Origin of the sequence: Planktothrix rubescens CCAP 1459/22, assembly GCA_904830895.1 — a bacterium.
Classification (GTDB): Bacteria; Cyanobacteriota; Cyanobacteriia; order Cyanobacteriales; family Microcoleaceae; genus Planktothrix; species Planktothrix agardhii.
Window position 1 is genome coordinate 1,718,555 of record LR882958.1, and the last position, 20,112, is coordinate 1,738,666.

Genomic DNA, 20,112 nt, shown 5'->3' on the forward strand with positions numbered 1-20,112 from the left:
CAACTTGAAAATAACGGTCTTTTAAACATGATTGAATGGTTATTAATTAATACCGGATTATTAGTAACAGCCTATTTCTTGGGTTCCATACCCACGGGATACGCCATCGGACGCTGGTTTTATGGAGTTGATATGTTGGCTGAGGGTTCCGGTTCTACGGGTGCAACCAATATCCTGCGAACCTTGGGAAAATTCCCCGCAGCACTGGTTTTATTAATTGATATTTTAAAAGGAACCTTAGCCGTTCTTCTGGTTTTTTGGACTTATTCCCTCTCTTTTGCCTCGGAACTCGCTACCAATGCCGGAATCCAACATCCTGATATATTACAATATTGGATCGCTATTCTAGCCGGATTAATTGTAATTATTGGTCATACAAAATCCATTTGGATCGGATGGAAAGGAGGAAAATCTGTTGCTTCTAGTCTGGGAATTTTATTTGCCTTAGATTGGAAATTAGCCTTAGCAACCCTAGGAATTTTTGCCATGGTTTTAGCAATTTCTCGAATTGTTTCCTTGAGTTCAATTTTCGGGGCGATAGGAATTGCAATTTTAATGATTATAACTGGGGAACCTCTGCCCTATCAAATTTTTGCGATCGCCGGGGGAATTTACGTTATCTGGCGACACCGGACTAATATTGATCGAATTCTCAAAGGAACAGAACCCAAACTAGGCGAGAAATTAACTACCCAAATCCAATAATTATTGGTTAAAATCAAGGCAATCATCCTTGCTAATTAATGGGATTAGGTGCGAATCGTTGATTTTGATATCAGGGACAATCACTATGGCATCTCTATCTCGTCGTCTATTAGGATTGAATAAAAAAGCACCTAAACTATCCCTGCGGGTTGTTTTTGTGGTTCCTTTTCTGATCCAAATTTTTGCATCCGTCGGACTAACAGGATGGTTGTCTTTTAGAAATGGTTCGATAGTCGTTAATGATTTAGCAACTCAATTAAGAATTGAATTAAGTAACCGCATCCAACAGGAACTTAATACTTATTTAGAAACCCCCCACATCATCAATCAAATTAATGTTGATACCCTGAGAATGGGATTAATTAGTGTGGATAATATTCCCCAGATGGAAAAGTATCTGTGGAGTCAGTTAAAACAATTTAAAACCGCTAGTTATATTGGAATTGGATTACAAAATGGCTATTATGTAGGCGCTAATCGTAATGATGATGGTACGATAGAATTTGATATTGTTGATAAAAGTACCGCCGGAAAGTTTCATAAATGGTTAACTAATAATCAAAGCGATCGCCAAGAATTATTAAGTGTTAGAGAAGATTATGATCCTAGAGTTCGTCCTTGGTATGAAGCGGGAGTCAAAGCAGGAAAACCCGTTTGGAGTGAAATTTATGCTTATTTTGGTTCTAAAGTTTTAGTAATTTCCGCCAACCAACCTATTTATAATCGCAATAAACAGTTATTAGGAGTAGCGAGTACCGATTTAACCCTAGAACGCATTAGTCAATTTCTAAACCGTTTAAAAATTGGTAAGACCGGACAAATCTTTGTCATGGAAAGAAACGGATATTTAGTCGCCACCTCAACCCTAGAAGAAACCTTTATTGTTCATAAAAAAGAGAAGGAAACCAAACGAATTAAAGGAATTAAAAGTAGTGATATTTTAACTCAGGCTACCTCTAGTTATTTACTGCAATATTTTGGTAATTTAGATCAGATTAAAACCTCAACTCAACTGACCTTTGAGATTAATGGAAAACAACAATATTTACAAGTTACTCCCCTATCTGATCAACGGGGAATTAATTGGTTAATTATCGTTGTTGTACCGGAATCGGATTTCATGGCGGAAATTCATGCTAATACTCGGACAACTATTTTATTATGTATTGTGGCGTTATTAGTAGCCACATTATGTGGCATTTTTACCGCCCGTTGGATTAGTACCCCGATTTTTCGTCTGAGTCAAGCTAGTCAAGCGATCGCCAGTGGAGAATTAGAACAAACAATCCCGGTCGAACCCATTAAGGAATTAGGGATTTTAGCTACTTCTTTTAATACCATGACCCAACAGTTAAAAGCCTCTTTTAATGAGTTAGAAAAAACCAATGCCGAATTAGAACAAAGGGTCGAAGAACGCACCGCCGATTTAAGGTTAGAAAAAGAAAGATCGGAACAATTATTATTAAATATTTTACCCGAAGTTATTGCCAATCAACTCAAACATAATACAAAAGCCATCGCTTCTGCGATTGAAGAAGTGACCATTTTATTTGCCGATGTGGTAGGATTTACTCCCCTATCTTCTCAAATTCCGCCGATAGAATTAGTCAGTGTTCTGAATGAAATGTTTTCGATTTTTGATCATTTAGCTGAAAAAAATGGTCTGGAAAAAATCAAAACCATTGGTGATGCTTATATGGTGGTCGGAGGTTTGCCCTTACCCAAAGCCAATCATGCCGAAGCGATCGCCGATATGGCATTAGGAATGCAAGCAGCCATGGCTGAATTTAAAGTACCTTTAGAAAGATTTAATATTGACTCTCAATTTCAAATTAGAATTGGAATTAATACCGGATCTGTAGTAGCGGGAGTCATCGGAATTAAAAAGTTTATTTATGATTTATGGGGGGATGCGGTTAATATTGCTTCTCGGATGGAATCTTCCGGTGACCCAGGACGAATTCAAGTCACAGAAGCCACTTATCACAGAATTAAAGATGAATATAATTTTGAAAAACGGGGCATAATTTCTATTAAAGGGAAAGGAGAAATGACCACCTATTGGTTGACAGGTAAAAAATAAATTTACCCTTTGTAATTAGGAGGTTTAAGAGAAAGTTAAACTAGGATAAATCAAGCGTAACACAACTACAATTAAATTATTAAATTTATATTAAAAATTCGGTTTGATTTATCGATCATGGATTATTATAGTTTGACCTGTGTTAATGATAGTTTTAAGTTTACACTCCAGCCCCAAAGTTAGGATAAAAAAATGAGAACATGGAATGAGTCTTTGAAAATTGGTATCCCCTTACTCGACTGTCAACACGAACAGTTATTAGATCAAATGGATCAGTTATTAACTGCCATGGATAATCACAAAGGCGATCAAGAACTTCGATCAATTATGGGATTTCTAAAAATGTATACAAATAATCATTTTAATTATGAAGAATCCTGCATGGATAGCTATAAATGTCCTATTGCTTGCGATAATAAAAAAGCCCATGCTAATTTTTTAACAACCTTACAAGATATTAATAGTAAAATTGATCAAAAGCAACCGTTAGAATTAATTCGAGTTCAGGTTAAACGAGAGTTAGTAGATTGGTTTGTCAACCATATTAAAAATATTGATACCCAGCTTAAATCCTATATTCCTAAAAAATAAAGCATAATAGGCTATTAGAGATTGCACCTATAAAGAAAGACCCAATCAATCAAAAACCAAATCTAACTTACAATTAGAATTACCCTTAAAATAATGCCAAATCTTTATATAATTGGTGGGGCAAACGGTTCGGGTAAAACCACCTCAGCTTTGCAAATTCTCCCTTATTTTCTCGAAGTTTTTGAATATGTCAATGCCGATGAAATAGCATCGGGACTTTCACCTTTTAATCCTGAATCTGTCGCTATTCAAGCCGGACGATTAATGTTAGGAATGAAAAATAAATAACTTGCACAATTAAACCCTGGAAACCCTTATCTACCGTAAACTATTGCTCAATTAGTCACCTTATTGGTTTTCCATTCCTTAATGGATCTGGGGTTTGAGTGAGGTCATGTTCGGCTTGACCTACTGGACTGTTGGAGAGATTACCATTAATGCTGATGGACTGTTTAGAGCTAGGCTGAGAGGATGAATCATCTTTCTTTTGAGCTTGTTGAGCTTCCTGAAGATCTGAAATATAATTTCGAGGTCGATAGCGAATTTGTGGAGTATCCGACTCCGGTATTCCTTCTAAATTAATCGAATTACAAGCAAGGTTGAAACATTTATCATAAGATTTTCCTGCACCTAAAGCTTCATAAAATGCCGTAGAGAAATTAATCGCTGTGTTATCCCCAACTTCTTTATTCATCCCCACAACACAATCAATATATTGATGAATAGCTTGGGCTTGTTCCTCACTGTGGCAAGCATTAAGAACAACACATTGAATTTCCGTTTGAAACTGTTTAAACAGCTTGGCTAAAGCCTCACTACTCACGAGTTGAGTTTTTCCTGAATCATTTTCTAAAACCAGTCCGTTAGTCCCAGAACCATGACCCGAAAAGTGAACAATTGCAGGTTCATATTCTAATAATGCTCGTCGCAAGTCTTTCACCCGAACGGCTGACTCACTCTCAACTTTAAATTGTTCTCGATTTTTGGACTGTTTCAATGCTTCTTTGATTTCGCGGATTTCTTCGTTCAAACGCAACTGGACAGAATCTTTAGGATTGGATAATAAAATCAGTATGGTCTTCATGGTTAAATCTCCTTGATGTTACAAGTTTAGTTAGAAATACTATCAGAATTTAGTGCAGTTCCACACTTTGAACAAAAGTCAAAGTCAGATGGATTTTCATGTTGGCAATTTCCACAAATTTTATTAGAGACTGATTCGGCTTCTAATGTCTCAACGGTTTTTAAAGTCTCAAGTTCTTCTGAGTTAACCGGATTTAATTCTTGTGCAGTGGACGCATTTATCAGGTCTATTGACTGAGAAACTTGAACTGAACTTTCTGAAATAGTTTCGGTTTCAACTTGGGCAAAATGTTCGAGTAGCATCCGGTGAATAAAGATGTAACCGCCCCCAACTTTTTGCAGGAATATTAGTTCTGTGGCGTAGTCCAGAAAACGAGCATAATTCCAGGGTGAAAAACCTTTTATGTAAAGCATTGAACGCAAAGTTAAGTGTTTAATACAAGCATTCCAGCCTCCGATAATTAGTCCTAAAACCAGGCAAAATCCTCCTAGACAAATCCAAAAACTATCCTCTAAATAATAAAAAAAATGTGAAGCTAAAAATCCGATTAATCCTCCCATAACCAAGCCGATGCTACCAATAATTAAAGCATTAAAAACAGATGTTTTTATTCCTTGATTTGAAACTTTTTTGTTCTCTACTTCGGCTCCTTTTACTCCTTGATTAATACAATACAATAGTCCAGAACTTAGGCCATAACATAGCCCTCCAATTGGCTTAAAAATTACTCCAAAAGTTACCCAACCAAGCCCTCCCAAAATGATCCCTTTCTTCAGACTATTTTTAAATTCTTTACCCGACCATTTTAAGCTTTCAACGGTTTTTATTTCTCCTTCATATAGTCCTACAATCAGCCCTAATATCAGCCCAGAAATTGCTCCTAAAAACTGTCCTAAAATCGACGCAGAACTTGGCCCATAGTCTCCCCCAGAAATCTGCTTATAAATAGGTCCAAAAATTAGCCCAAAAATTACCGCAAAAATTACCCCAGAAGTTAATCCACTGGTAATGCGATAAAATATACGTTCTGCTTTTATTTCCAACCAGGTTGGCTGTATTTTTTCTATCAAAAACACCGTTTGAGATTCCTGCACCATCCGAGTCGCTAACCAAGTGAGCCAATGTTTAGTTTGCTCTGGCGTATATTTGCTCCTCGCTGCCCGTCCATGACGCTGAAACATTCGCTCAATATAGGTTTCAAAAAGATGGCGACGACGTTCTTTAATGGAACCGAATTGCTGTAAATTGTCAACAGAGATATCTTTGTAAGCCATGCTGACAATACTGAGAGTCAGGGGAGATTTCATCATCTCCTGCATCGCTATATCTTGTTGCAATAGGGTTTTGACTCCCTGAAGTTGTTTTCCAGCATTGTCTAAATATTGGTTAACTTGTTCTGAGGTCAGAGGTTGAACGCAGATAGCCCCCCGCACTTGTAGACGATTTGAGAGTGCTTGATAGTCTTTTATTCGACTACAAACCACCATCTCCGTTATTCCATAGTCTTCCATAAATTGGTTGATGGCTTCTACACAAGCTTCTCGATGTTTGGCACTCACCTCATCCAAACCATCCAATAACAGTAACAATTGTTGGTCTTGCACCCAAACTTTACCAAGAGATTTAGATACACCATAGTTGCTCTGAAGTTCATCCACTAACCAATCAGCAATTTTTTTCTGTTTTTTTACCCAAGAAGATAAGTTAAGAACTACAGGTATGGGTCGATTCAAATTTTCCGATGTTTGAGCAATTAAATCTCGCGTTAATTTTAACAATATCGTTGTTTTTCCGGCTCCGGGTTCACCCAAAATCAGCAGCGTTCGTCCCTCTCCCATCCGATTAAATGCAGTGTTAATTCCTCGACTTGTAGATAAAGGTTTTTGTGATTGTTCTGGGGAGATTTGAATATTACTAAAAGGACGCTTTACTAAATCGGGTCGTTCTTCGAGTCCGAGGTCAATCATCGCCTTATTATGCAGTGACCCTTCTAAGACACTCTCCACCCAAAACTCTTTAACTTGGTCGAGTAATTTTTGTCGGAAGCGATATTCTTGTTGGGTTGGGGGTTTAACTTCTCGATGAAATAAACCTGCAAAACTCAAACTTTCATAGACCGTTACATTTTGAATCAGATCACGTCCAGCCTGCCCTATTGGAGAGTTTTCTAGGGTCTGACTATCAATATTGAGTCTGTAATTGGGTTGTTGAGTCATATGCCCGTTTTTTGAGAGATTGTAAAAATCAAGGTTATCAGATTAACTTAATTTATTTTTGGTTACAAAGTCCAGAATTGGCGATCGCCAGGGTACGCAGACGGGTAGAAAGCGGGGGTCACAATATCCCAGAAGATGTCATTCGCCGCCGTTATCAACGGGGACGGAAAAACCTGACTGATTTGTATTTCCCCCTCTGTAATCGTTGGATAGTTTATGATAACTCTAGTCTCAATTTGCAGATTATAGCTGAATGTCCTTTAAACCAAGACCCGATTATTTATCAACCTCAATTGTGGACACAAATTACAACTTCTGACGATGAATAAACCGATTCCTGATAAATTATCAAGCCAAATTGACACAGGTGTAAAACTGGCTATTGCTAAAGCCGTAGAAAGGCATCGCAAACTTGGAGAATCTATCAGTATTTGGCAAGATGGAAAAGTTGTCACCTTAACCGCAGAGGAAATTCCTCAGTTTCCAACTGTTTCAGAGTATTACCAGCAATTTAGAACCAGAGGTTGAGATATGACATGATCCAACATCAAACAGCCCAGCCCTGCTCCCCCTAACTCGTCCGGTGCTACCATGACTTTATAGTAAATGCAGGCATTTAACAAATATGCACCTAAGTGAAATTACTCATCCCAATCAACTCCATGGCTTGTCGATCCATCAACTCGAACAAATTGCCCGCGAGATCCGCGAGAAACACCTAGAAACCGTTGCCGCCACCGGAGGACATTTGGGGCCAGGGTTGGGAGTTGTGGAACTAACATTGGGTTTATATCAAACCCTCGACTTAGATCGAGATAAAGTGATTTGGGATGTGGGACATCAGGCCTATCCCCATAAATTAATCACCGGACGTTATCAAAATTTCCACACTTTAAGACAAAAATACGGCGTTGCAGGCTATTTAAAACGCTGTGAAAACAAATTTGATCATTTTGGAGCCGGACACGCTTCTACCAGTATTTCTGCGGGGCTAGGAATGGCGATCGCCCGTGACATGAAAGGGGAAAACTTCAAAGTCGTTGCCATTATTGGGGATGGGGCCTTAACCGGAGGCATGGCCTTAGAAGCCATTAACCACGCCGGACATTTACCTAATACTAATTTAATGGTAGTTCTTAATGATAACGAGATGTCAATTTCTCCCAATGTGGGGGCAATTTCTCGTTATTTGAATAAAATGCGTTTGTCTCCTCCAGTTCAGTTTTTAACTGACAATTTAGAGGAACAATTTAAGCATTTACCTTTTGTGGGAGAAGCCCTGACCCCAGAAATGGAACGGATGAAAGAGGGGATGAAACGGTTAGCAGTTTCTAAAGTCGGGGCGGTGTTTGAAGAATTAGGTTTTACCTATGTGGGGCCGGTTGATGGTCATGATTTAAAAGAATTAATTAATACCTTTCAACAAGCCCATAAAATACCAGGGCCAGTGTTAGTTCACGTCGCCACGGTGAAAGGAAAAGGTTATGCGATCGCTGAAAAAGATCAAGTCGGTTATCATGCTCAAAACCCCTTTAATTTAGCCACTGGAAAAGCTGTTCCGGCGAGTAAACCCAAACCTCCTAGTTATTCTAAAGTCTTTGGGGAAACCTTAGTTAAATTGTGCGAAAATGACTCTCGAATTGTCGGTATTACGGCGGCAATGGCAACGGGAACTGGGTTAGATATTCTCCAGAAAAAACTGCCGAAACAATATATTGATGTCGGTATTGCCGAACAACACGCTGTTACCATGGCGGCGGGTTTAGCAACGGAAGGAATGCGTCCAGTGGTTGCTATTTATTCCACCTTTCTACAACGGGCTTATGATCAAATTATTCATGATGTTTGTATTCAAGAACTTCCAGTTTTCTTCTGTTTAGATCGGGCGGGAATTGTTGGGGTAGACGGCCCCACTCACCAGGGAATGTATGATATTTCCTATCTCCGATGTTTACCCAATTTAGTGATTATGGCTCCCAAAGATGAAGCCGAATTACAACGGATGTTAGTCACCGGAATTGAGCATACAAACGGCCCCATTGCCATGCGTTATCCTCGCGGATCGGGTTTAGGTGTTCCTTTAATGGAAGAAGGTTGGGAAGCCTTACCTATCGGCAAAGGAGAGATTTTAAGACATGGAGATGATCTGCTATTAATGGGTTATGGCAGTATGGTGAATATGTCAATGCAAGTAGCAGAAATTCTCAGTGAACATGGCATTGAAGCTACTGTAATTAATCCCCGTTTTGTTAAACCTTTGGATGTAGAATTAATTGCGCCTTTAGCCAAACAAATTGGTAAAGTCGTAACTATAGAAGAAGGTTGTTTAATGGGTGGTTTTGGTTCCGCCGTTGCGGAAGCTTTATTAGATAATAATGTGGTGGTTCCAGTGAAGCGTTTCGGGGTTCCTGATATTTTAGTTGATCATGCTGAACCTAATGAATCTTTTGCTGATTTGGGTTTAACCAGTTCTCAAATTTCTGAACAAATTCGTGAAGCCTTTTTTGTTCAGAACAAACAACCCTCTAAAGTTAGTTGATTTGATCAAAAATCACTAATTTTGAGATAGAAACTGGGTTTCAAATATATAGCAGGGAACGCCGGATCTGGGGAACAGTCCCCCCCAAACCCCCCGTGCACGGCAGGCTAGGGGGGGAGGGAACAGGGGGAAAATACTTCACCGTCTGGGTTCTAAGATCCGTCTGGTGTCCTAACTGCCTTGGCGGTTGCTATAGCAGTTATTGTGGCTATTTTTACAAGGATAAAGCCTAATTTAACCACAAAGATACAAAGACACAAAGAGTTTGTAAACACGCTCTATATATAGGAGAAAATGATGACACAAGCTAACTTTTTACAACCGCTTGCGGTCAATATTTCACCATCGTTAATACTATCGATCACCCATGAAAATTTCATTCAGTTAGCTCAAATAAATCGAGACTTACAATTAGAAAGAACGGCTAAAGGAGAGTTAATTGTAATGCCACCAACGGGAAGTGAAACCGGAAATCGAAATCTTGATATCGCCGGACAACTTTGGTTATGGAACCGTCAAAATCAATTAGGGATAGCTTTTGATTCTTCTACAGGTTTTCATCTTCCCAATGGTGCTGATCGCTCTCCTGATGCCTCTTGGATACGTCAAGAAAGATGGGATTTACTAACACAGGAAGAACGGGAAATCTTTGCGCCAATTTGCCCTGATTTTGTATTGGAATTGCGTTCAAAAAATGATGCGATAGAGAAGTTGCAAGCTAAAATGATAGAATATATAGAAAATGGAGCTAGTTTAGGTTGGTTAATTGATCGCAAAAATAAAACTGTAGAAATATATCGACAAAATCAGGATATAGAATTATTAAATCATCCATTAATCTTATCAGGAGAAGATATTTTACCGGGGTTTATGTTAAATTTAACTGAAGTTTGGAATTAACAAAAATATCTAGTTAGGGAGAATGAAATGGTCGTTACATTTGAATTACAACAAATTGATATTCAACCCGGACAACACCTAATTTTGCGTCAGGTGAGTTGGAAGGAATTTGAAGCCATTTTAGAAGAAATGGGAGAACATCGCGCTTCACGGGTCGCTTATTATCAAGGAGTGTTAGAAATTCGGATGTCATTACCAGAACATGAAACAAAAAAAGAATTAATTAGCGATTTTGTAAAAATTCTATTGGATGAATTAGAGTTAGATTCACAAACTTTTGGATCGACAACTTTTAAGCGACCAGAAATGGCAGCAGGTATCGAACCAGATAACTGTTTTTATATTCAAAATGCTGCTTTAATGATCGGAAAGCAACGAATTAATTTATCTGTTGATCCTCCTCCTGATTTAGCTATTGAAGTCGATGTTACCTCAAAAACTAAACTCGATGCTTATTTAACTTTAGCTGTACCCGAATTGTGGATTTATACAGAAGGAAAACTACAAATTTTTGTTCTACGACAAGGAGAATACTTGTCAATAGAAACTAGCCCTATCTTTGGAAATTTGCCAGTTATAGACAGAATTTTACAGTTTTTACAGGAAAGTGAAATTAGAGGAGATAGTGCAGCAAGGCGAGGATTTCGGCAGTGGGTGCGATCGCAATTCAATCGTTAATTTTAGACTTGCTATAAATATATTATTGTCAAAAAAATAATTAACCTAATCTTAAATCCAGTAGAGACGTTCCATGGAACATCTCTACATTTAGATTTCGTTTAAACTTAAGATTTTTCTGAAGAAACTTTAGCCCGTTTTTTACGAAAAATTCCCGTCATATTAATTCCGGTGACAATCATGGCAATTAATCCTACACCAATTAAAGCAACGTAAATTGGTTTTCCCACCGAGCCAAAATAAGCACCTTGATGAATTGTGAGTAAAAATTCAGCCGATTCATCTGACACACCCAACCAATTTGTACCGATTGCATATAGAATCCCTGTTGAAGCACTTAAAAACAAAGGTAATAATAAAATGGGTGCTAAAATTTGATGAACTTTTCTAGCATTCAATGGAGAATCTTTAGCAGGATTTTTACGTTTTTTTTGCGTTAACCGAACCATTGTCAATCCCGTGACCAGCATGGCTATTAGCCCTAAACCTACCAATAATACATAAATCGGAACTAAGGGTTCTCCTAAAAATTCTCCTTGATGAATCATCAGAAAAATATTTGCTTGATCTTTTGGCATTCCCATCCAAGTCCTTCCCAGGCGATAACCCATTCCGGTGAAAGCAGTTAAAAAGAAAGGAATAAATATAATCGGTGCAATTTTGCGATGAAGTTTCCAAAGCTGATGAGATTTAAAAAACTGTAGATTTGCCATTATTATTAACCTAAATAATTATATACTTGTAGAGATGTAAAGTTTCTACGTCTCTACAGTTAGGGACAGGAGAAAGGGAATGCCTCTTAATATAACAACAGAAAGACGATTATCCTAACCCCGAGTTTTAGAATAAACTTAAAAAGTGACAAACTGGTGACAAATTGAGATGTTACCCATGAAATTATGGGATTTTAATTCGGTATTAAGTGTGGGCTAGAGTGGGAAAACGCACAGAAAAACAGCTACCCTTTCCTAACTGACTGGTGGCTGTGATTTCTGCTTGATGATTTTGGGCTAAAGTTTGAGCGATCGCTAACCCTAACCCAGACCCTCCTTTTCTGCGATTTCGAGCTTGATCAGCACGCCACAACCGATCAAAAATCAAGGGTAATTGTTCAGGAGAAATTCCGATTCCGGTGTCTTCTATTCGTACCCAAACCCATTTCTCTTGCTGCTCTAAATATACTGTTACTTTCCCCCCGGTATCAGTATAATAAATTGCATTTTCTATTAAGTTTAAAAATAATCGCCAAAGTTGATTTCCCTCCCCTTTTATTTTAATTTCATTATTCATATCTAAGATTAATTGCACCCCCTTTTCTTCAGCTTGATACAGGAGAAATTCCACCAAATCTTCTAATAGTTCATTCATGGGAATAATTACTAAATTCGTTGTTATCGGAATAGAATCTTGATCTGTGCGAGCCAAAAGTAATAAATCTTCTACTAAGCTGGTCATTTGATTGACGCCACTGGCGATCGCTTTTAATTTATCAATATCAGCAGGATGAATTCGTTCTGGATGACTCTGCATAACTTCCACACAAGTCCTAATTCCCGCTAAAGGATTTCTCAATTCATGAGAAGCATCGGCGGTAAATTGTTTGAGTTTTTCAAAACTTTGTTCAATCGGTTTTAAAGATTGTTTTGTTAACCACATTCCTCCAAAAGCAGTTAATCCTGATACTAATATTCCCCCTAACATCATTCCTAATCTTAATTTTATCAACACCCTTTCCACGGGTTTTGTAGACTCACTGACCCGTACATAACCGATAATCTGTTTTTGTAATTCTGATTCTTTATTAATCTGTAAAGTTAGAGTACGAATTTTTTTGCCGTCAACTATATAAGTCCAATGATAATGGGATAAATCAATAGGAGGAAACACTTTTCCGGTTTTAGCAATCAGTTGGCGGTTTTGATCAAACCATTCAATTCCTTGACTGGCTTGCTGAATATTTTGCCAAGGAATATCTAGATCACCATCATCATCTAATCCTCTAAAATCATCGGTTTCAAATGCTTCTTTATGTTCTTTAACCTCTGATAAACTATGGGTAGCTGCATCTGCTAATATTAACAATTGACGATCTAATTGTTGATATAAACTCAGGGAAAAAAACTCATAAACGGTAATCATTGATATTCCTGAAATTGCCATCATCACTCCTAAATAGGAAAGCAATAACCGCCAACTTAAATATCTAAATTGAGGGTTAATTTCCTTGCGTTTTGAGCCGATATCCCAAACCATAAACTGTTTCAATTAATGTAGAGGGTACACCAACTATTTTAAGTTTTTGTCTTAATCTTTTGATATGGGTTTTCACCGTATCATCACCCGGAATATCCTCAAAAGACCAGAGATGCTCTAAAATTATTTCCCTAGAAAGCACTCGTCCGGGGCTGCGTAAAAATAACTCTAATAAACCATACTCTTTAGGTGTTAAAGATAAAAGTTTTTCTGCATAAGTGACTTCACAACTATTCGGATCTAAACGAAGACTTCCCCATTCTAACACCGGAGGTAAGGCCGAATTTCCCCGTCTTAATAAAGCCCGAACTCTTGCTAATAACTCCTGTAAATCAAAGGGTTTAATCACATAATCATCCGCTCCCACATCTAAGCCTAAAACTTTATCAGCACTGGTATCTTTTGCCGTTAACATCAATACGGGTGTAGTTTTCCCCTGTTGTCTTAATCGTTGGCAAAACTGAATCCCACTCAGTCCGGGTAACATCACATCTAATATAATTACATCATAAGCAGCCGATTCTGCAAACTCCCACCCCATCTGACCATCATGAACGACATCCACCACATAATGATGATCCATTAACGCTTCTGCTAAGGCTTTCGTAATCCGTTCATCATCTTCAACTAATAAAATTCTCATCTTTCCCCATTTTAATTTTAGATAAAATTAAAACTATTTTTTTATAGTATAGCAAAACTTCACCGAAAATGTTGATCAAAAATATCCTAGCTGAAAGTTTAATTCAGATTATTAGAGATTAATTATTATGAACATCAGTCAAAAGTTAACACATTTTTAAATTAACAACTGAACCAATTACAGCGATCGCCGGAGCTTCAAAACCCGTTTCTGCTACTTTTTGAACAATCGTTTTTAAGGTGGCAATTAACTCCTCCTGCTCCGGTCGAGTTCCCCAACGAATTAAGGCGATCGGAGTCTCTAGGGGCTGTCCAGCATTAGTTAACTGTTGAATAATATAGGGTAAATTATGAACCCCCATATAAATTACAATCGTTTCTGAACCAAGCGCGATCGCTTCCCAATTCACCTGCGGGCGATATTTTCCGGCGGTTTCATGACCCGTTACAAAGGTAACTGACGAACTATGATCTCGATGGGTTAAAGGAATTCCCGCATAAGCAGGCGCCGCAATTCCCGAAGTAATTCCGGGGACAACTTCCACAGAAACTCCGGCTTGAATTAAGTCTTGCATTTCCTCCCCACCGCGACCAAAAATAAACGGATCTCCTCCTTTAAGTCGCACAACAACATCGTGAGTTTGAGCCTTCTCAATTAACAGTTGAGTTGTTTCTTCTTGCAATAATGAATGTTTCCCTCGCCGTTTTCCGGCATTAATTTTTTCAGCTTTAATATTAATTAAATTCAAGATTTGATCACTAACTAAGGCATCATAAATTACCACATCTGCTAATTCTAATAAAGTTTTTCCTTTAACGGTTAACAGACCGGGATCTCCCGGCCCAGCACCAACTAAATATACTTTACCTAAACTTTTTTTAGATTGATTCATTTTACTCAAATTTTAGTTAGTTAGCAATTTTTGGGAAATAGAAGAGGATAAGTATAGAATAATACGAAACGGTTGAATTTTTAGGAAAAAATGATTTAGATTTAGACATTGATATTGATTTTATATTTTACCGAGAAAACTTCATGGATTCCATCAATTCAGCATCAAGAGGACAACGGACTTGATAAAAGTTGGGAACAGGAGGTAGAATCGGAGTTGGAGCAGTCATCGAGGAGTTAGGACTTTTACAAATTCCTCCCACCAGTACGACAGAGTTATTTGTTTTAATCTTAAATAAAGCTCCAGAGTAACTAACCCGACGCCAAATAATCGGAATGGCTTCAAAAAATACCTGATCCGATTCTACCGTCATTTTAAATTTATAAGTTCCGATTCCTTTTGAAGTCCCCCGATATAAGTTTTCTAGGTTAGGTGTAAATTTACCATGGGTTTTAAATTGTTGATCTTGATTTTTAATCAAAGTTTTTAAAATCGATCTACCTTGGGCTTGATGACCACGGCGAATTTTATTGTCGAACCGGAATAAACCCAAGATAAATAGGATTAAAAGCACACCAAAAAAAGATAAATACATCCATTTTTTTGGGGGATTTAAAAAAGTGAATTTAGACATATTTTTAATTATTAACTCAATATAAACAGATAGTCAATCTCATTTAATGATTCAAAGTTTACACTAGAGATTTTGAGTGAAAAAATTACTGATAGTCACTATAATATAATTTACAGCAACTCAAGTTAAAATTTTCTCGGTGAGTATAGAAGCTCATAGCGAGTCGCTAACAGTTAAAAGCAAGATGAATATTGATCAACTTGAAATTTTACTAGCGGTAGCAGAACAAGGAAGCTTTTCAGAAGCAGCATTGAGTTTAAGTACCTCTCAATCCTCCGTCAGTCGGGCGATCGCAGCTTTAGAAGATGAACTCGGCATTCCCTTACTACTGCGAGGACGCTTTGGCGCTCGTCCTACCCTGATCGGAGAACGGGTGATCTTACACGCCAGTAAAATCCTAGAACTGCGTGAAAAAATCGATCATGAAGTCAATTTAGAAAAAGGTTTACATCGAGGGAAAATTCGAGTTGCCTCCTTTCGTAGTGCAGCAACCCATATCCTTCCCTCAAAAGTGGCCCAGTTTCGCAGTCGTTTTCCTGACATAGAAATCACCATTACCGAAACCGATCCCCTAGGGATTGAACAAAGTTTACGCACAGGCCAAGTAGATATTGGGTTACTTCCCTTACCCCGTTCGGAAGAATTTGAAACTTGGGAAATTGCTAGAGATGAATATGTAGTTTTACTTCCCAACCTCCCTAGCTCCCCGTCTACAGCAGGTTTGGGGGGAGCGGGTCAAATTCCCGAAATCCTAAGCTGGGAAGAACTCTCGACCTACTCTTTTATTTTATTCAATTATGCCGAATGTACTTCTGCGGTGCGGGAACATTGGTCAAAATGGGGACAATCGTTAAAAGTCGCCTATCAAATTAAAGAAGATTCAACGATTGTCAGTATGGTAGCTCAGGGATTAGGGGCCGCCATTTTACCCCGTTTAGCTGCTTTACCCATTCCTACCCAAGTCCAAGTCAGAGCCTTACCTGTTCCCCTAGAAAGAGTCATCGGAGCCGCCCTCTGGTCAAATGGCTTCCATGTCCCTGCGGTTTTTGCTTTTCTGGACGTCCTCAGAGGAACCGGAATATTTTCCAAGTAGACTAAGGCTCGTCCACCGACTGATAACTGATTACTGTTAACTGAATACTGTTAAGTAGATTTCCGCTTTGAGCCAATCATACGTTCAATACTCATCGCCCCCACACCCAAAATTACTAAGGCCATCCCATAGATTTGTTGTTGCTTAATCGCCTCACCAATAATCCAGAAGGCAAACAACGCGGTTAATGCTGGCCCGGTTGTCCCAATAATGGAGGCTAAGGAAGCTCCCGCCGAGCGAATAGCGAAATTATTTAATAAATAACTCGATAGAGTGAGAACACCTAAAACCACACCCCCAATCATTAATCCATTCCAAACTCCCGGTTCAATATTAACCCCCAAACTATCGGGTAGTATCATTAAACTCACAGAAGAAAAGACAAAAATTGATGCAAAGTTCACCAAACTAAAGGGAATAGGATGGAGTTTTCCCGCAGCCACCTGAGTTAGCAAAACATACCCGGCAAAAGCCACACCCGCAAAGATCGCAGCAATCACCCCCACCTGTACATTGCCCATGGCAATATTAGGATTTCGGGCTGGTAAACAGAGAATCCCTCCAGCCAGAATAATAATCATGGCAATCACCCGAATTAGGGTCGGTCGATCTCCAAATAAACCCCAAGAGGCAATTACCGTCACAATCGGATAGATAAAGAAAATCGTAATCGCAATTCCGGTAGGAATCTGACCAATGGCTACATAGATAGCGACTTGAGATAAAAACAAGAAAAATCCACTACCAATTACCGTCAACATTAAACGACGATCACCGGAATGAAGAAAACGTCGCAGATCACCCCACACCGGAGGATAAAGGAACGTTGCCACAATCGGCATTAGTGCCATGACCACAATCATGCGGAGTAACAAGATTAATAAAGAATTCCCGATCCCCGGAGAAATAATTCCTTCTAAGGAAAATATGCCAAAGATTTCTCGGGGTTGTGGCCCTTTGAGAATAATCTTTAAACAAACGTTAAACAACGATAGAGATACCGCCGAAAGTAACGCCAAAAATAAACCCACTTGCACTGGAGAAGACTTAGGTTTAGGACTAGCAACGGATTCCGCGCGATTTGTGAGTCCCGTATTTCCAGGGGGAAGGGCCTGATGACCGTCGCCCGGAAGTTCCCGTCTGGAATTATCCCCCCTTATGGTGGGTTGTTCCACCTGTTCTTGCAAACGATGAACCAGGGTTTCCAGCAAGGCTTCAACCTGCTGTTCCAAGGTTTGCATATTGTTCAAACGTTGAGACAGGTTACTTTGATAGTGACCTAACTCCTCCTGTAAACTTTGAAAAGTTTGGTTCAGACTGGTTTCCAAAACCGCTTCCAACTCTCGATTATTGAAGTTTTCTGCATCGAGATCCTCACCTGGAAGCCGTCCACTCGAATCAGCCGCTAATAAAGGCGGATCACTGGCTGCTTTAATTTGATTAATGCGTGCGATCAAAGATTGCTCCACATCACGCGCCACAATTTGAGTCAGTTGTTTAAGCCAAGCTCGATTGGGAGGAACGCGATCGGACAGTGTTTGTAACTGCTGGGATTGCAATCGCCGATATTCCGTTTGTAGATTTTCAATATCCTCAACTAAGCGAACTTTATCCGTTTCCAGTCGTTGGATATCCGACAGATATCTTGCCTTAATCTGGTGATGGAATGTTTCTAATTCCTGTATCACCGAACTTAGGATTATTTCTGCGGATGTGCTTTCTCCCGATCCTAAAGGTGGCGGTTGATTGTCCTGTGTCCCCATTCGTGATTAACCTCTTATTGATCTGCTGATTCAGCTATGACGCCACTCATACCAACGCTGCATACCGGGTTTCACAATTTACAGACTAGAAATCCTAGTCTCTACCGATAAAGGCACAACGGGAAAAATGGCAGAGCCAGGGAAGAATTATCCCCAAAAACCTAAACTAAACAATAGCTCACTGAGCGTCTAAAGACACGCTAGTTTCCAATGTGCCACATTTTATTTATAGTCTATTGAATATTTTAAATAGAATCCCACTAATTATAGCGGCACTAGGAACAGTAATCACCCAGGCTAAAGCAATAGAACGAACGGTATCCAAGCGTACCTCTTTTCCCCCCTGTACCAATCCAATTCCCACCACACCCCCCACCAACGCATGGGAGGTAGAAGCGGGTAATCCTAAACGGGATGCCAATAATACGGTGGTAGCCGTGGCCAATTCCGCACAAAATCCCTGACTCGGAAGCAGGGAAATAATATTTTCTCCGACGGTTTTAATCACATTTTTACCCCAGATGGCGAGTCCGGTAACAATCCCACTCCCCCCCAACAGTAAAATCCAAATCGGGATTTCAATATCGTCTAGGGGAACTGAACCCGTTTTAATTACGGCTAAAATCGCGGCTAAGGGAGCGATAGTATTTCCTACATCATTTGACCCATGGGCAAAAGCTACAAAACAGGCACTAATTACCTGAAATCCCGCCATTTGTTTTTCGATCCCAGGGAATTTTTCCGGTATGGAATTAGAACTAGAATCCTGCTGCTGTTGATCTAATTGTCGCCAACTAACCCAAGTTAAACTGATTGCAGCGATCACCCCAATCCCCACAGGAATATCATGAACGGGTAACGTCCACCCCCATTGGGTTAAGATTTTTTGCAACGGCGAACTCAAAATTGGGAAGACAATCACCCCAAAAATTCCGATTAAGATACTACTTAACCAGGGAATCCATTCTTGAATTTGGCGCTTGGGATCGGGTTGGTCTAAAATCCAATATTTGATCAGTTTGTAAAATAACGCTGCAATTAAACCACTGATCACCGGAGTGACTAACCAAGTCAGGGAAATTAAACCGATAGTTTGCCAGTTTACCGCCTTGACCCCAGCAGCAATACAACTAAATCCAGCGATCGCTCCCACCACCGCATGGGACGAAGATACGGGTAATCCCTGACGGGTGGCAATTTGTAACCATAATCCCGCCGAAAGCAATACCGATACCATCCCGATCACAAAGACTTGAGGGGTGGAGCTAAAAACTTCCGGGTTAATAACCCCCGTGGCTAAGGTTTTAGAGACTCGCTCTCCAAAAAATACCGCCCCGCTAAACTCTAAAATCCCGGCGACGATAATTGCTTGTTTCAGGGTCAACGCCTTGGAACCCACCGACGTCCCCATCGAGTTTGCCACATCATTAGCCCCTAGATTACAGGCAACATAGAAGGCTAACCCGCACAGCAACACAATTTCAACGATGATTGGAATGGATTGTTCTAACATCTTTGTGAATCCAGGTGAATGCTATGGATTTTACAGTCCTTTTCGATCTATAATCAGATCTTGTGAGTTTTGGAAAATTATCATGAAAGCGGGAGAAATTATCCGTTCTATTGAAACGGAAGAAATCGAAAGCCTCCGACAGCAACTCAATAAACCCGATCTTCCCGATATTTATGTCGGTGATACGATCAAGGTTGCGGTGAAAATTCAAGAGGGTGGCAAAGAGCGAATTCAGCCCTATGAGGGGGTTGTGATTGCTAAACGTCATGGCGGAATTAACGCCACCATCACTGTGCGGAAGATTTTTCAAGGAGTAGGAGTTGAGAGAGTTTTCTTAATCCATTCTCCGAGAATTGCGGATATTAAAGTTATCCGTCGAGGTAAAGTCCGGCGGGCGAAACTATTCTATCTCCGCGATCGCATTGGTAAAGCCACTCGCGTTAAACAACGGTTTGATCGGAGTCTGTAATTTGGGCAATGCCAGAGATTCCATGATTCCCCTGGTGATGATCGGAAAAAAAGTTT

General features: G+C 39.4%; 20 protein-coding genes. 11 read left to right on the forward strand and 9 right to left on the reverse strand.

Features of this window, described 5'->3' with window-relative positions; all coding sequences use genetic code 11:
- Nucleotides 1–27 precede the first annotated feature (27 nt).
- The 4 genes from plsY (at nucleotide 28) to NMG86_RS08030 (ending at nucleotide 3,667) form a co-directional block, all read left to right on the forward strand.
- Complete coding sequence (gene plsY, locus NMG86_RS08015) at nucleotides 28–705, forward strand: glycerol-3-phosphate 1-O-acyltransferase PlsY (RefSeq protein WP_026797402.1); 678 nt, start codon at nucleotides 28–30, stop codon at nucleotides 703–705.
- Between the two features lie 85 nt (nucleotides 706–790).
- The gene (locus NMG86_RS08020) at nucleotides 791–2,788 is read left to right on the forward strand and encodes an adenylate/guanylate cyclase domain-containing protein (RefSeq protein ID WP_042156748.1); all 1,998 of its coding nucleotides are present in this window, start codon (nucleotides 791–793) and stop codon (nucleotides 2,786–2,788) included.
- Between the two features lie 192 nt (nucleotides 2,789–2,980).
- On the forward strand, nucleotides 2,981–3,379 hold the full coding sequence (locus tag NMG86_RS08025) for a bacteriohemerythrin (RefSeq protein ID WP_036842460.1): 399 nt from the start codon (nucleotides 2,981–2,983) through the stop codon (nucleotides 3,377–3,379).
- A 93-nt stretch (nucleotides 3,380–3,472) separates the two neighbouring features.
- A complete protein-coding gene (locus NMG86_RS08030) occupies nucleotides 3,473–3,667 on the forward strand; it encodes a hypothetical protein (RefSeq protein ID WP_026797405.1) in 195 nt (64 codons plus the stop codon).
- A gap of 55 nt (nucleotides 3,668–3,722) precedes the next feature.
- Here NMG86_RS08030 and NMG86_RS08035 read toward each other — a convergent pair whose 3' ends face one another.
- Both NMG86_RS08035 and NMG86_RS08040 read right to left on the reverse strand, forming a co-directional pair.
- Nucleotides 3,723–4,463: a CHAT domain-containing protein gene (locus NMG86_RS08035; protein WP_071783075.1), complete on the reverse strand. Its 741-nt coding sequence runs from the start codon at nucleotides 4,461–4,463 to the stop codon at nucleotides 3,723–3,725.
- 26 nt (nucleotides 4,464–4,489) lie between these two features.
- The gene (locus NMG86_RS08040; protein ID WP_052338672.1) at nucleotides 4,490–6,679 is read right to left on the reverse strand and encodes an NACHT domain-containing protein; all 2,190 of its coding nucleotides are present in this window, start codon (nucleotides 6,677–6,679) and stop codon (nucleotides 4,490–4,492) included.
- An 11-nt stretch (nucleotides 6,680–6,690) separates the two neighbouring features.
- On the opposite strand from NMG86_RS08040, the gene NMG86_RS08045 reads away from it, so the two are divergent.
- From NMG86_RS08045 to NMG86_RS08065, 5 genes are all read left to right on the forward strand, one after another.
- A complete protein-coding gene (locus NMG86_RS08045) occupies nucleotides 6,691–7,008 on the forward strand; it encodes an ATPase (protein ID WP_199918686.1) in 318 nt (105 codons plus the stop codon).
- Nucleotides 7,001–7,207: a hypothetical protein gene (locus NMG86_RS08050; protein WP_026797406.1), complete on the forward strand. Its 207-nt coding sequence runs from the start codon at nucleotides 7,001–7,003 to the stop codon at nucleotides 7,205–7,207. Before NMG86_RS08045 ends, NMG86_RS08050 begins: the two co-directional genes overlap by 8 nt.
- A 97-nt stretch (nucleotides 7,208–7,304) precedes the next feature.
- Nucleotides 7,305–9,218 carry a 1-deoxy-D-xylulose-5-phosphate synthase gene (dxs, locus tag NMG86_RS08055; RefSeq protein ID WP_026797407.1) on the forward strand — a complete coding sequence of 638 codons (1,914 nt, stop codon included), beginning with the start codon at nucleotides 7,305–7,307 and terminating at the stop codon, nucleotides 9,216–9,218.
- 294 nt (nucleotides 9,219–9,512) lie between these two features.
- Nucleotides 9,513–10,118, forward strand: a complete 606-nt coding sequence (locus tag NMG86_RS08060) for a Uma2 family endonuclease (RefSeq protein ID WP_233428015.1) — start codon at nucleotides 9,513–9,515, stop codon at nucleotides 10,116–10,118.
- A gap of 27 nt (nucleotides 10,119–10,145) precedes the next feature.
- Nucleotides 10,146–10,796 carry a Uma2 family endonuclease gene (locus NMG86_RS08065; RefSeq protein ID WP_026797409.1) on the forward strand — a complete coding sequence of 217 codons (651 nt, stop codon included), beginning with the start codon at nucleotides 10,146–10,148 and terminating at the stop codon, nucleotides 10,794–10,796.
- Between the two features lie 107 nt (nucleotides 10,797–10,903).
- On the opposite strand, the gene NMG86_RS08070 is transcribed toward NMG86_RS08065, so the two are convergent.
- The 5 genes from NMG86_RS08070 to NMG86_RS08090 form a co-directional block, all read right to left on the reverse strand.
- Complete coding sequence (locus NMG86_RS08070) at nucleotides 10,904–11,509, reverse strand: PepSY domain-containing protein (RefSeq protein WP_026787422.1); 606 nt, start codon at nucleotides 11,507–11,509, stop codon at nucleotides 10,904–10,906.
- Between the two features lie 205 nt (nucleotides 11,510–11,714).
- On the reverse strand, nucleotides 11,715–13,049 hold the full coding sequence (locus tag NMG86_RS08075) for a sensor histidine kinase (RefSeq protein WP_043938768.1): 1,335 nt from the start codon (nucleotides 13,047–13,049) through the stop codon (nucleotides 11,715–11,717).
- Nucleotides 13,012–13,692 carry a response regulator transcription factor gene (locus NMG86_RS08080; RefSeq protein WP_026797411.1) on the reverse strand — a complete coding sequence of 227 codons (681 nt, stop codon included), beginning with the start codon at nucleotides 13,690–13,692 and terminating at the stop codon, nucleotides 13,012–13,014. Before NMG86_RS08080 ends, NMG86_RS08075 begins: the two co-directional genes overlap by 38 nt.
- Before the next feature lie 145 nt (nucleotides 13,693–13,837).
- On the reverse strand, nucleotides 13,838–14,584 hold the full coding sequence (cobA, locus tag NMG86_RS08085) for a uroporphyrinogen-III C-methyltransferase (protein WP_193372468.1): 747 nt from the start codon (nucleotides 14,582–14,584) through the stop codon (nucleotides 13,838–13,840).
- A 127-nt stretch (nucleotides 14,585–14,711) separates the two neighbouring features.
- Nucleotides 14,712–15,218, reverse strand: coding sequence for a type IV pilin-like G/H family protein (locus NMG86_RS08090; RefSeq protein ID WP_026793499.1), 507 nt, complete (start codon nucleotides 15,216–15,218; stop codon nucleotides 14,712–14,714).
- A gap of 184 nt (nucleotides 15,219–15,402) precedes the next feature.
- On the opposite strand from NMG86_RS08090, the gene NMG86_RS08095 reads away from it, so the two are divergent.
- Complete coding sequence (locus NMG86_RS08095; RefSeq protein WP_026787417.1) at nucleotides 15,403–16,311, forward strand: LysR family transcriptional regulator; 909 nt, start codon at nucleotides 15,403–15,405, stop codon at nucleotides 16,309–16,311.
- Nucleotides 16,312–16,361: 50 nt separating this feature from the next.
- Here the strand turns inward: NMG86_RS08095 and NMG86_RS08100 are convergent, their stop codons facing one another.
- Both NMG86_RS08100 and NMG86_RS08105 read right to left on the reverse strand, forming a co-directional pair.
- A complete protein-coding gene (locus NMG86_RS08100; RefSeq protein ID WP_026797413.1) occupies nucleotides 16,362–18,074 on the reverse strand; it encodes a DMT family transporter in 1,713 nt (570 codons plus the stop codon).
- 226 nt (nucleotides 18,075–18,300) lie between these two features.
- The gene (locus tag NMG86_RS08105) at nucleotides 18,301–19,587 is read right to left on the reverse strand and encodes an inorganic phosphate transporter (protein WP_174236006.1); all 1,287 of its coding nucleotides are present in this window, start codon (nucleotides 19,585–19,587) and stop codon (nucleotides 18,301–18,303) included.
- 82 nt (nucleotides 19,588–19,669) lie between these two features.
- Between NMG86_RS08105 and rplS the strand changes: the two genes are divergently transcribed.
- A complete protein-coding gene (rplS, locus tag NMG86_RS08110; RefSeq protein ID WP_026787414.1) occupies nucleotides 19,670–20,056 on the forward strand; it encodes a 50S ribosomal protein L19 in 387 nt (128 codons plus the stop codon).
- Nucleotides 20,057–20,112: the final 56 nt, after the last annotated feature.

What these genes read in the sequence shown, in the direction of transcription:
- NMG86_RS08100 (WP_026797413.1), bottom strand. Translation starts at nt 18,074, where the DNA reads ATGGGGACACAGGACAATCAACCGCCACCTTTAGGATCGGGAGAAAGC.
- NMG86_RS08095 (WP_026787417.1), top strand. Translation starts at nt 15,403, where the DNA reads ATGAATATTGATCAACTTGAAATTTTACTAGCGGTAGCAGAACAAGGA.
- rplS (WP_026787414.1), top strand. Translation starts at nt 19,670, where the DNA reads ATGAAAGCGGGAGAAATTATCCGTTCTATTGAAACGGAAGAAATCGAA.
- NMG86_RS08020 (WP_042156748.1), top strand. Translation starts at nt 791, where the DNA reads ATGGCATCTCTATCTCGTCGTCTATTAGGATTGAATAAAAAAGCACCT.
- NMG86_RS08080 (WP_026797411.1), bottom strand. Translation starts at nt 13,692, where the DNA reads ATGAGAATTTTATTAGTTGAAGATGATGAACGGATTACGAAAGCCTTA.
- NMG86_RS08050 (WP_026797406.1), top strand. Translation starts at nt 7,001, where the DNA reads ATGAATAAACCGATTCCTGATAAATTATCAAGCCAAATTGACACAGGT.
- NMG86_RS08065 (WP_026797409.1), top strand. Translation starts at nt 10,146, where the DNA reads ATGGTCGTTACATTTGAATTACAACAAATTGATATTCAACCCGGACAA.
- NMG86_RS08090 (WP_026793499.1), bottom strand. Translation starts at nt 15,218, where the DNA reads ATGTCTAAATTCACTTTTTTAAATCCCCCAAAAAAATGGATGTATTTA.
- NMG86_RS08105 (WP_174236006.1), bottom strand. Translation starts at nt 19,587, where the DNA reads ATGTTAGAACAATCCATTCCAATCATCGTTGAAATTGTGTTGCTGTGC.
- NMG86_RS08025 (WP_036842460.1), top strand. Translation starts at nt 2,981, where the DNA reads ATGAGAACATGGAATGAGTCTTTGAAAATTGGTATCCCCTTACTCGAC.
- cobA (WP_193372468.1), bottom strand. Translation starts at nt 14,584, where the DNA reads ATGAATCAATCTAAAAAAAGTTTAGGTAAAGTATATTTAGTTGGTGCT.
- NMG86_RS08060 (WP_233428015.1), top strand. Translation starts at nt 9,513, where the DNA reads ATGATGACACAAGCTAACTTTTTACAACCGCTTGCGGTCAATATTTCA.
- NMG86_RS08030 (WP_026797405.1), top strand. Translation starts at nt 3,473, where the DNA reads ATGCCAAATCTTTATATAATTGGTGGGGCAAACGGTTCGGGTAAAACC.
- NMG86_RS08040 (WP_052338672.1), bottom strand. Translation starts at nt 6,679, where the DNA reads ATGACTCAACAACCCAATTACAGACTCAATATTGATAGTCAGACCCTA.
- NMG86_RS08070 (WP_026787422.1), bottom strand. Translation starts at nt 11,509, where the DNA reads ATGGCAAATCTACAGTTTTTTAAATCTCATCAGCTTTGGAAACTTCAT.
- NMG86_RS08075 (WP_043938768.1), bottom strand. Translation starts at nt 13,049, where the DNA reads ATGGTTTGGGATATCGGCTCAAAACGCAAGGAAATTAACCCTCAATTT.
- NMG86_RS08035 (WP_071783075.1), bottom strand. Translation starts at nt 4,463, where the DNA reads ATGAAGACCATACTGATTTTATTATCCAATCCTAAAGATTCTGTCCAG.
- dxs (WP_026797407.1), top strand. Translation starts at nt 7,305, where the DNA reads ATGCACCTAAGTGAAATTACTCATCCCAATCAACTCCATGGCTTGTCG.
- plsY (WP_026797402.1), top strand. Translation starts at nt 28, where the DNA reads ATGATTGAATGGTTATTAATTAATACCGGATTATTAGTAACAGCCTAT.